The organism is Pseudomonas sp. (genome assembly GCF_049645325.1).
Lineage (GTDB): Bacteria > Pseudomonadota > Gammaproteobacteria > Pseudomonadales > Pseudomonadaceae > Aquipseudomonas.
The window spans coordinates 1-10,760 of record NZ_JBARTQ010000373.1; the positions used below are offsets into that span (position 1 = coordinate 1).

Annotated in this window: 9 protein-coding genes; 6 read left to right on the top strand and 3 right to left on the bottom strand. The window is 58.1% G+C overall.

The annotated features are described in order from the left end of the window. The first annotated feature begins 371 nt into the window (after positions 1-371). From WBB95_RS16360 to WBB95_RS16370, 3 genes are read left to right on the top strand one after another with little or no spacing between them, the layout of a single operon-like run. On the top strand, positions 372-1,298 hold the full coding sequence (locus WBB95_RS16360) for an ATP-binding cassette domain-containing protein (protein ID WP_424488537.1): 927 nt from the start codon (positions 372-374) through the stop codon (positions 1,296-1,298). Next, a complete protein-coding gene (locus WBB95_RS16365; protein WP_424488538.1) occupies positions 1,295-2,020 on the top strand; it encodes an ABC transporter permease in 726 nt (241 codons plus the stop codon). Before WBB95_RS16360 ends, WBB95_RS16365 begins: the two co-directional genes overlap by 4 nt. Before the next feature lie 15 nt (positions 2,021-2,035). After that, on the top strand, positions 2,036-3,772 hold the full coding sequence (locus WBB95_RS16370) for a Gldg family protein (RefSeq protein ID WP_424488539.1): 1,737 nt from the start codon (positions 2,036-2,038) through the stop codon (positions 3,770-3,772). Between the two features lie 17 nt (positions 3,773-3,789). On the opposite strand, the gene WBB95_RS16375 is transcribed toward WBB95_RS16370, so the two are convergent. From WBB95_RS16375 to WBB95_RS16385, 3 genes are all read right to left on the bottom strand, one after another. Next, positions 3,790-4,098, bottom strand: a complete 309-nt coding sequence (locus WBB95_RS16375; RefSeq protein ID WP_424488540.1) for a class I SAM-dependent methyltransferase — start codon at positions 4,096-4,098, stop codon at positions 3,790-3,792. Between the two features lie 259 nt (positions 4,099-4,357). After that, complete coding sequence (locus tag WBB95_RS16380) at positions 4,358-4,792, bottom strand: DoxX family protein (RefSeq protein ID WP_424488541.1); 435 nt, start codon at positions 4,790-4,792, stop codon at positions 4,358-4,360. Between the two features lie 103 nt (positions 4,793-4,895). Continuing rightward, entirely contained in the window at positions 4,896-6,317 is a 1,422-nt protein-coding gene (locus WBB95_RS16385) for a transglycosylase SLT domain-containing protein (RefSeq protein WP_424488542.1), read from the bottom strand. A 236-nt stretch (positions 6,318-6,553) separates the two neighbouring features. On the opposite strand from WBB95_RS16385, the gene WBB95_RS16390 reads away from it, so the two are divergent. The 3 genes from WBB95_RS16390 to WBB95_RS16400 all read left to right on the top strand — a co-directional run. Then, positions 6,554-7,360, top strand: a complete 807-nt coding sequence (locus WBB95_RS16390; protein ID WP_424488543.1) for a TatD family hydrolase — start codon at positions 6,554-6,556, stop codon at positions 7,358-7,360. 108 nt (positions 7,361-7,468) lie between these two features. After that, a complete protein-coding gene (locus WBB95_RS16395; protein WP_424488544.1) occupies positions 7,469-8,950 on the top strand; it encodes a methyl-accepting chemotaxis protein in 1,482 nt (493 codons plus the stop codon). 198 nt (positions 8,951-9,148) lie between these two features. After that, on the top strand, positions 9,149-10,760 hold a 1,612-nt coding region (locus WBB95_RS16400), incomplete at its 3' end, for a DUF6531 domain-containing protein (protein WP_424488545.1).

Consider the following 10,760-nt stretch of genomic DNA (forward strand, 5'->3'; position numbering starts at 1 on the left):
TCGGTCTCTTCATCCAAGCTGTAAACCAGAAAATTGGAGGCGGTCTGAGCCACTGCAAAACCGCAGAGCAGTGCGCCGTTGACCGGAGCATCCTGACCACTGCGTTCAAGGACAAGGGTACGTAGAAGCATCATGGCAATCAGGCCTCATTACAAAAAGCGAACCTTACATAAAACATCAGATAAACATCCGACCATTTATTAACGTGAAGACAACGCAATTGTTTCAGCAAGTTATCCGGCTTGTCGTAGGACTTTTCTTATATACCCGCCATCGCATTCCCAAGCGCAGTCATTAACCGTAACCTTTTTAACGCCTACACGTTCATCCGCGGCGCCTTACTACCCATGCCCTCTTCACTCGGTACACAAATGCTCGAAATAAGCAGCCTGTCCAAACAACTGGGCAAAAGAGACGTGATCACCGACCTCTCTTTTTGCGCCCAGCGCGGGGAATGCATAGGTATTTTCGGAGAGCACGGCGCGGGCAAGACGATGCTCCTGAACTTGATATCCGGCTTAGTTAAACCCTCTTCCGGGCATATTAGTGTTCAGGGTTTTAATTCCCTTACTCATCCCCTTCACGTAAAAAAAGCCCTGGGTTATCAACTTCAAGGCGGCCTTAGCCATCACCTGATGTCGGTCAAAAGCATGCTGAACTTGATGGCTTCCCTGCGGGGATTCAGTGGCGCCGAACAGCGCAGGCGTGTCGATCGGGCAGCCACACGCCTGGACTTGTTACCCGTGCTCAACGCCCCGCTCAATGCACTCTCGATCAGTGTCCAGCGCAAAGTCGCCATCGCCCAGGCGATCCTGCATACCCCCAGCCTGCTTTTGCTGGACGAGCCGGCCGAAGGCCTGGGGCCTGATCAGCGGCTCAGGTTCAGAGCGTTGATCACGTCATTGACTGAAGAGATGACGGTCATCATTGCCTCCCGTCACTGTGACGAACTGTCGAGCTTCTGCACGCGCGCTCTGGTTATCGCCGGCGGGCAGTTGATTTCCGACACCCCGTTGTCAGAGTTGCAGGGCAATTCCCGGCACTTTCGGGCCGTGACCCTGGCTGCGCAAACACCGCTGGACTTACTCGCACTGGCCGTATTACCCGGCGTTGCAGGCATAGAAGAAGATCGGCACGCACCCGGCACGGTCACCGTGCTCGCCATGCCTGGGCACTCCATTTTTCCCTCTATTAACGCGCTCATCGCCAGTCGTGGCTGGAACATTACGTCGCTTTACCTGGAGCCAGGTCGACTGCACGACGTGGTTCACCATCTGAGCCAAGAGGCATCCCTTTGAAACTGCTGCCGATCATTTTCAAGCGTCAACTCGTCAGCTATGCCTGCACGCCAAGCACCTACGTGAGTATTGCCGCGTTCCTGGTGCTGTGCGCTGCGCTGGGGTTGCACACGAACCCGTGGATGGAGCAAAACAGCAGCGACTTGCAGGTGTTTTTCCAGTTACACCCCTGGCTTTATCTGCTGCTGATTCCAGCGTTGTCGACGCAACTTTGGTCAGACGAACACACCCTCAGCCTGTGCAACCTCATGAAGACCTTTCCCATCACTGCGGCGGAATGGGTAATCGGAAAGTTTCTCGCCGCCTGGGTTGTGTGTGGCATTGCCTTGCTGTTTACGTTCCCGATTGTGCTCGTCGCCAACTATGTCGGCACTGCAGACAACAGTGTTATAGCCTCCCAGTTCTTCAGCAGCTGGCTACTGGCCGGAAGTTATTTATCTGCGGGATGTTTTATTTGCGTACTTACGCGCCAACGCGGCGCTGTTTTCCTGTTGACACTCGGCTTGTTACTTACTGTCAGCGGTCTTTCTTCCATAGTGGACGCGATTGATCATCAGGCACCGGTCTGGCTGATCGACAGTTTTATTTCGCTGAACCCACTCTCTCGCTTCGACGCTATCGATAACGGAAAACTGACACTTCGTGACAGTTTGTATTTCATCAGCATGATCCTTGCATTTCTCTCTGCAACGACCGTCACACTTAACTGCAAAGTCAGTTGAGAAGGAAAGCAACGCATGCGATCCGTTCTTGTTACAGGTATGACACTGATGGTCATATCGTTGCTTTTCATGGCATTCAACCTGGTCTGGGTCAACCACCTTCCTGATATTCGCTGGGACCTTTCACAACAAAAAAAATACACGCTATCGCCCGCCGCGCGGCAATTGCTCGCAGAAATGGATAGCCCGGTGGACCTGTATTTTTTCAATTCACGTCACGATCCGGATAAAAGCCAGGCGATGAAACGTTATGGTCAGCGCGTGGAAGACCTGCTTAAGGAGCATGAAAAAGCGGCCAAAGGCATGATCAACCTGCACGTCATTGACCCTGCACCTCACTCAGAGGATGCCTACAAAGCCGGCTTGTTCGGCCTTGATGACCAGCACGGTTTCCTGGGCCTTATCGGCACGCGTGCGGGCCAGGTCGCACAACGCATCGAAGCCTTCAGCCCTGAGCACGAGGCTTTGCTCGAGTATGAAATCGGTCACCTGATCGCCAAGCTGAAAAACCCCAAGCCCCCCGCTATCGGCCTGCTGTCCGGCCTGGCGCTGGAGCAGTCAGCGGGGCAAGTGTTGGAGCAAATGCACCGGCATTTCGATGTGGTAGAGCTGGAACCCAACATCGAACACGTACCTGAATCGATTGCCACGCTGATGGTCGTTCACCCGCGCGCGCTGCCCGAGCAAGCCTTGTATGCGATTGAACAATTTGTTTTGAGGGGGGCCAAGCTGATGATATTCATCGACCCGATGAGCGAAATGGAAGCAAGCGCGGCGCCTGCGGACTCCAGGCTCAACGGATTGCTGACGGCATGGGGCATACAGATGCCAGACAGCGTTCTGGTCGATAATCTCTATGCTTCATCAGCCACATTCGGGCATGAGGAACCGCCAGTCCTGCATCCGGCCAGGTTGAATTTGCCGCAGCAGGCGATGGCAATGAACGATATCAGTACGTGGAAACTGAACAATGTGCTCGTATCAAGCAGCGGCGCACTCTCGCGCATCAAAAAAAGCCGTACGACGTTGACCCCACTGCTGCGCAGCTCCAAACATTCGGCACTGCTGGACGCCGGACAATTGGCATCCGCAACCGCGTTCGATTCACTCATCAATGAGGGATCGGCTCCGGCGCAACCGCACGTGATCGCCGCTCGCCTCGAAGGGCCTGCCTACTCGGCCTTTCCCGACGGCATCAAGGGACAGTCGCCGGGTTTGCAGAAGGCCGAGAACGTTCAGATCGTGGTGGTCGCCGACACGGACTTGCTCACCGACGCTGTCATCCGTTCAGCCCCCAACAGCAACGCGCTGTTTGTCTTGAATACCTTGGACAGTTTGACCGCTCCCGCTACGCTGGCGAACCTCCACCCTCGCACGACGACCAGCGAGTCGATACATCCATTGCAGCAAATGCGTGAGGCAGCCGCACAGGCCTATGCGCAAAATACCGGCGAACGGGAACACCGGCTTGATCAGACCGAGCAGGAGTGGCAGCGCTTGAACCCGCAAGACACCGGCGTCGTCACTCAAGCGGTACACACCAATACCCAGTTGCAAGCACTCAACAAGGAACGCCTGAGACTGCCCATGGAGCTGCACGCGATAAGGGCCGAGGCCTACGCGCAGGTGTACCGCGCGGAGCGAAACCTGAAGCTGCTGATGATCATTCCAGTGCCGCTGCTCTTATGCCTGATCGCTTCGGCGTTGTGCCTGTACCAGCGCCGACGCCGCTCTGCCGCAGCATTTCACTGACATTCAAAAACGCGTCATCAGCGACGGGCAATCAGGCCTTGCCGGGCAATGCGTGTCAGTTGGCGAATCACCTCAGCGGCGTCGTCGGCACTCGGCGCCTGGATGACCGCAAGGTCAAAGCTGTTGCTGGCAAAGCGCGCCAGGGAATCACCCTCTTCAACAAACTGAATCAGGAACGCCGAAGGCCGCCCAGTGCGACGTGGCCAACCGTCGAGGTATCGCAACAGCGTCGGCTGGTGCTTGCCGCCCAGCAGGATTTTCGGATTGCGTTGAGTCAGGTCCGCAGTGATCGGGGCCAGGCGTATGAGGGGGCGTAGTGCATTCATCGTGTCGTGTCTCTGCCTCAAAAGTCTGCGGGCAGGTGAGAGGCAACACCGAACCAGCGCTTTAGCGGAATTTCGAAACCGGCCTCATGATGAGTGCATGTTTCTGTCGGGCTGCATCGAGTCCCAGTGGCGCCCCGCAATTAGCTGTTTAAATCGGCGCATGAGCAGCATCCTAGAGAAGCCGATGGGGCCGTGTCAAGAATCGACGGCCACGAAAAAGCCCGCTCATGGCGGGCTTTTCCAGATCTATACGCGTCTATCAGTGGGCGATGGCACGGTCGGCAGACAGTTTGCCGGCGCCTTCGAACAACACCGCCAGCGAGCCGCCGATCAGCGCCAGTGCAAACTCATACCCGTTGTTGGCCATGAACAGCCCGTTATGGATATGCACCGAGAAGATCGCTACCAGCGACAGGATGGTCAGGCCCAATGCTGCAGGGCGCGCCAGCAGGCCGATGATCAGTGCCAGGCCGGCGAAGAACTCGGTGCCACCCGACAACACCGCCATCAACGTGCCCGGCGCCAGGCCGATGCTCTCCATCCACTGTGCAGTACCGGCCAAACCGCCACCGCCAAACCAGCCGAAGAGTTTTTGCGAACCGTGGGCGGCAAAGATGATGCCGACAAAAATCCGCAAGATGGTCAAGCCGTAACCGGCGCGGGTGGACAGAATGCGGTTGATTAGTGGGCTCATGGTGATAATCCTTTTCAAAGTAGGGGTTGGTTGGCCGCTATATTAATCAGATTAAACAATGATAAAAGCCGAAAAACTGCCTGATTAATATCTACAAATTAGATTATTTGCGTGAGGCAATTTTGGGTGCCGACGGCTCCAGCGACTCCCGCTCCCTATCGAAAGCCAAATAATATTTGTTGACGCTATTAACATAGCTGACGCCGCCCATCCCCACCTGCTCCATGGCAATACGCTCGACCTGGAAGAACCACTGGTTCGGGTTGAGCCCGCGTCGCCGGGCTTCGGCTCGCATACCCTGAACCCGCTCCGGCCCCATGTTGTAAGCCGCCAGCACAAAAGCCATGCGTTCACGCTCGTTCAATTTGGGGCTGGCGAAGAACTTGCGCCGAATCATCGCCAGGTAGCGGGCGCCCGCCTGCACATTGCTGTCGAGACTCTCAATATTGTTGACGCCCACCCGCTGCGCCGCAGAAGGCGTGATCTGCATCAGACCCGTCGGGCCACCGCTGTTGCGCGCGCCGGGGTCGAGCGCGGATTCCTTGAAGGCCAATGCGGCAAGGTTCAGCCAGTCCATGCCCTGCTCGCGCGCATGTTTTTGCAGGATAGGCCGCAGCTTTTCCAGGCGCTGGCGGTCGGCGCGGGCCAGCGGGTTGCGCACTTGGTACAGGCGTCGGTAGATACGCTGGAAGGCCACGTCCTGGTCGGAAGGCGTGTGATACGTCTTGAGGAAACGGTCAATGCTGGCCCGCAGCATCGAAGCATCCTGACGCACGAACCAGTACTCGTCGCCCGGTTCGCTGATCACCACCTGCCGATCAAAGCGCAACTTGGGCAATATCTTCGACCAACGCTCGGCTATCGGCTTTTCGACGATGGTGAGATGGAAAATCCCGGCCTGGACCATTTCCAACACATCTTCCACCGCCAACGTCGGGTCGACCCACTCCACCTTCACCGGCGGTTGCTTGTGCAGGGCCAGTTTCTGGTTGACCTGGCTGATCGCATCCGCTGCCGCACTGCCGGTGGTCAGGGCCAGGGTGCGCCCGGACAGCTGCTCCAGCCGGGTAAAGCGTCGCTCGCCCTTCACTCCCACCAGCCACAGCGGCACATCGCTGGCAATCGGGTCACTGGTGCTGATTTTGTGCGCGGCCTTCACGTCCAGCAATTCGCCGGGGGCCACCAGGTCGCCTTCCCCACGGGCCAGCGCGCCAAGCAACTGATCCTTGGCCTTGGGAATGATCTTGAGGGTGATTTCTTCGCCATCACGGGCGTGGCCGTTCAGGTACTGCTCGAACGCACGCAGGCGATGGTATTCAACGCCGATGGCCTGGCCCTGGACCTCACCGGAACTGTTTCGGCTCTGGTTGACCAGCACACGCAGGGTGCGGCTGGAGCGAATTTGCGCCAGGTCACGCACCTTGCCGGGCTTGGTCACTTCCAGCGGCCCGTCCAGACGCGCCACCGCCGCCATGGGCAGCAATAACGTCAGGCACAACATAAGCAACGCCGAGGGTCGGATCATCCGCTCTCCGGAAAGAATACTGGCCAGCGCTCTCGCGAAAAACGAGGTGCTGGGGGTCAGAAACAGAGCGCTTTATGCGCAGGCTTTGCGTGCAATGGCGGCAGGGTGGAAGGCTATCGGCTAACCACAATGTCGCTTGCGACGTTCAAAGACAGCTATAACTCGTTGTAGTTCTTAGTTTTTCTTATAAATCTACAGCTCTGATATGCTTTCCGGCCGCAGGCGGAGATAGCACCATGCAACTCATTGATATCGGCGTCAACCTGACCAACCCCAGTTTCGACGAGAGGCACCAGGCCGTCCTCGACCGCGCCTACGCCGCCGGCGTGCAACAATTGGTACTCACCGGCACCAGTGTCGACGGCAGCGAACAGGCCCTTGAACTCTGCGTAAAACTCGATGAAAGCGGCCAGCGCCTGTTCAGCACCGCCGGCATCCACCCCCACTCCGCCAGCGACTGGAACGGCGACAGCGCCAAGCGTTTGCGCGGTTTGCTCAACGAAAGCCGCGTGCGTGCCGTGGGCGAATGCGGGCTGGACTTCAACCGGGATTTTTCCCCGCGCCCGCAACAGGAAAAAGTCCTCGAAGAACACCTGGCCCTGGCCGTTGAGTTGAAGTTGCCGGTGTTCCTCCACGAGCGCGATGCCAATCAGCGCCTGCTGGAAATCCTCAAGGACTACCGCGACCACCTGACCGCCGCCGTGGTGCATTGCTTCACGGGCGAGCAACACGCGCTGTTCAGCTACCTCGATCTGGATTTGCACATCGGCATCACCGGCTGGATCTGTGACGAGCGCCGTGGGACGCACCTGCATCCGCTCGTAAAGGAAATTCCCCGTGGCCGTCTAATGCTGGAAAGCGACGCGCCCTACCTGTTACCGCGAACCCTGCGCCCAAAACCGAAAAATGGCCGCAATGAACCGGCCTATCTGCCCGAAGTCCTGCGCGAAGTTGCCCTGCACCGCAACGAAACGGTAGAAGACCTGGCCGAACACAGCAGCGTCAGCGCCCGTGCGTTTTTTGGCCTGCCCCACGTGGATTAATAGCGGGATTGATGCGGCGCATTGACCCACGTCAAAACCGGCATCCTGAGTAGCGGCACAATAGTGGCACCTTGCCAATGCTGTTTCCGCTATCAGAGAAAACCTTCCATGGGTGCCTGGCTTAGCAATATCTCGCTGAAATACAAATTTTGGGCCGTTAACGCGGTCGCGTTCATCACCACGTTGTTGCTGGTGATCTACGCCGTGCAGCTTGAACAACAGGCGCGCAACGACGCGTCCCAGGCCTCGGCGCAGGCGCAGGGGCGATTGCTCAACGCCTGGCCAGCCGACAACGCCCTGCCCAAAGGCGAGCATTGGCTGACGTTTGCACGTGGCCAAATCCCACAACTGGCCGATCAGGATCTGTCAGCCCTCAGCACGGCGAGCGGCTGGGTGGAGCTTAGCCACCTGCCCTTGTTTGGTGAGAACCCGCTGATCGGGGCAGAGGTGATCACTCGCGCTGACGGTCAACACATCGCCGTACTGGCTTATGGGCGCAGCTTGAGCCAAGTGTTCGGCGAACGCTTCGCCAACTACGCCGTGGCGGTGATGATCCTGATGCTGGCGATGCTCGGTGCTTCGCAACTGCTGATCCGCTTCCTGCTCAGCCAACTCAATACCCTCAAGGACGTGATGCTGCACGTGGAAAAAACCGGCGACCTGTCGGCCCGCGTGCCGCTGGCCTGCAAAGACGAAGTCGGCCAGATGGCCAGCGCGTTCAACGCCATGCAAGCCGGCTACCAGCGGGTGGTCAACACCGTGGCCCGCACCGCCCAGCAACTCGACGAGGGCGCCGCACGCCTGGCCAGCAGCATGAACGAGGTACAGCACGGCATGCTCGGCCAGCAAAGCGAAACCGACCAGGCCGCCACCGCGATCAACGAGATGACCGCCACCGTCTACCACATTGCCCAGCACGCCGGCGCCACCCGCGACCTGTCCCAGACCGCCGACACCCTCGCCGGCAGCGGCCAGGAAGTGGTCAGCCGCGTCCAACGCTCGATCGCCGGGCTGTCCACCGGTGTGCAACAAACCGCGGAAATGATCCAGAAACTCGCCGAGGACAGCCAGAAAATCAACAGCGTCGTCGGCGTGATCCACAGCATCGCCGAACAAACCAACCTGCTTGCCCTGAACGCCGCCATCGAAGCCGCCCGCGCCGGGGAAATGGGTCGCGGCTTTGCCGTGGTCGCCGATGAAGTGCGCAACCTCGCCAAGCGCGTGCAAAGCTCCACCGACGAAATCACCCGCATGGTCTCGGCACTGCAAGCCGGCACCCGCGACGCGGTGGACTTCATGCAGGAAAGCTCATTCAAGGCCGACGACTGCGTGCAGCAAGCCCAGGAAGCCGGCACCGCCCTCGCCGAAATCACCGGTGCGGTGGCACAGATGCGCGAGAGCAACACCCAGATCGCCGTGGCCGCCGAACAGCAAAGCCATGTCGCCGAGGAGATGAACCGCGCGGTGGTGAGCATCCGCGATGTGACCGAGAACACGGTGCAGCAGACTGTGGAGTCGGCGACGACCAGCAATGAGCTGGCGACCTTGGCTGGGGAGTTGAGCAAGGCGATTGGGCAACTCAAGCTGTAAGACTTTTTACCCTGTAATCCCACACCTACACAAAACCCTCGGATTACCGAGGGTTTTGGAGAAACGCCCTACTGCTCCTGGCGAATAACGCCGACTTCTTTTCCTTACGAACCCCTCCAAAGTCTCTCGCCTGATCAACCAGTGCGAGGGACCGCCGATGTACTTCTCCGTTAATGCCTTGCCCGATGGGGTTGCCTGTTGATTCCGATCATAGGCAAGTTCGTCTTGACCCCCATGAATCCCAAAGCGCCCGACGTTGAAGGCGTTTTTGGTGATTTTCGTCAATGCCTGAACACGTTTGACGAATGGGCCGAGAGCTTCTGGAGTGGCTCTGCGCTGGAAGTCGAGCAAGTGTTCAAGGTGGGGGAAAAGGTCGCGCTTGTAGCGCCGGCTTCCTCCAAATCCTCCCATCGCACCGTTGCCATGTGCCAAGCCCAGGGGTCGTTGACCCTGGTGCATAGGTTCGAAAGCACGCAGTTCGTGCCGATCGGCAATACGCCAGTGATGCTGCAAGCCATTGCACTGGACGGTACTCCAACTGGCGCGCCGATTCATAAAACCATCGGCCCCAGCGGCGTTCTTGAAGTCAAGGAATGCACCCGTGACCAACGCTATCAAATCACCTTTTATCCCAACGTTTCCAAGGATCACGTCAAGGCGCTGTACGCGTCTTACCAGTCGGTAATTGCAGGGCTGGAAGTTCGTCTGCGTGATGAGTGGGCAAAGACCTTCAAGCCGCAATGGCATGCTTTTTCAGAAGCAAACGCTGTCGAACGCAGCTTCATCCAAGGTGCCTCTTTTTTAACCGGCATTGCCCAAGCGCTCTACAACCTTTGGGACAACGTTTCGCAACTGTATGACCTGCTGGTGAACATCAAGCCCAACAGCGAGAAGTTGCTGCAATACATCACTGAAGGCGAACTTGATGAGCTGCTGAAACTTGGCAGTGACGCAATCGCACAGGGGCTGCTTGTCCTCAGCGATGAGCCCCTGCTGTTTATCTACCTGTCCGCAATGGTTAGCTGGATACGCATGCTGCCGCCGCCAGACATGTATGAATTGCTGGGGGAAATCACCGGTGAGGTGCTGATCAGTCTGTTTCTGGTTTGGGCGACCCGGGGCATCGGGGTTCGGATTCGTCTGAGCGTGCAAGTGCTGGGGCATATCAAGTCCGGACGGGTACGCAAATGGCTTGAAACCCTGGCCGATGAGCTTGTGGGGCCAGCGCTGCAAACACATGTCGAAGCGGCTAAGCCTTTGTTGCTGGGCAGTGCAGCAACGCCTATCAAGACCATCCCGGCAGCGTCGTTTAAGGCCGGAGACCAAGTGGTTTCAAACGCGGTGCCGGCGGTTCGCAGCAAGACGCAGCGCACGGCGTTGGTCAGGCAGGAACATGTCGATGATGTGCCCTCGTCCGGAAAAAACCAGAACGGCGATGCGGCTTCCAGCGCGGACAAGACCGTAACCAATGGTTGCCCGGTGTCGATGGTCACCGGCGAGGAATTGCTGACCCTGGTTGACGGCACGCTGGACGGGGTTTTGCCGTTTGAGTGGACGCGGCTGTATCGCACCAGTGCCGTGGACGTGGATTGCGGGTTGGGGTTTGGCTGGAGTCATTCGCTGGCGCAGCGGCTGGCGGTGGTGGGTGATTCGGTGGTGTGGACGGATCACGAGAATCGTATCACTGAGTTTCCGCTGCCTACTGCTGCTCGACCTGCGATCACCAATAGCCTCGCCGAAGCCGCGATCTATTTAGGTTCTTCGCCTGATGAACTGGTGCTGGCTCAAGCGTCGCGGTTCTACCACTTTC

Bases quoted from the DNA above. Each gene is read 5' to 3' on its own strand.
- WBB95_RS16375 (WP_424488540.1), bottom strand. From the start codon at position 4,098: ATGAATGCACTACGCCCCCTCATACGCCTGGCCCCGATCACTGCGGAC.
- WBB95_RS16370 (WP_424488539.1), top strand. From the start codon at position 2,036: ATGCGATCCGTTCTTGTTACAGGTATGACACTGATGGTCATATCGTTG.
- WBB95_RS16360 (WP_424488537.1), top strand. From the start codon at position 372: ATGCTCGAAATAAGCAGCCTGTCCAAACAACTGGGCAAAAGAGACGTG.
- WBB95_RS16390 (WP_424488543.1), top strand. From the start codon at position 6,554: ATGCAACTCATTGATATCGGCGTCAACCTGACCAACCCCAGTTTCGAC.
- WBB95_RS16385 (WP_424488542.1), bottom strand. From the start codon at position 6,317: ATGATCCGACCCTCGGCGTTGCTTATGTTGTGCCTGACGTTATTGCTG.
- WBB95_RS16395 (WP_424488544.1), top strand. From the start codon at position 7,469: ATGGGTGCCTGGCTTAGCAATATCTCGCTGAAATACAAATTTTGGGCC.
- WBB95_RS16380 (WP_424488541.1), bottom strand. From the start codon at position 4,792: ATGAGCCCACTAATCAACCGCATTCTGTCCACCCGCGCCGGTTACGGC.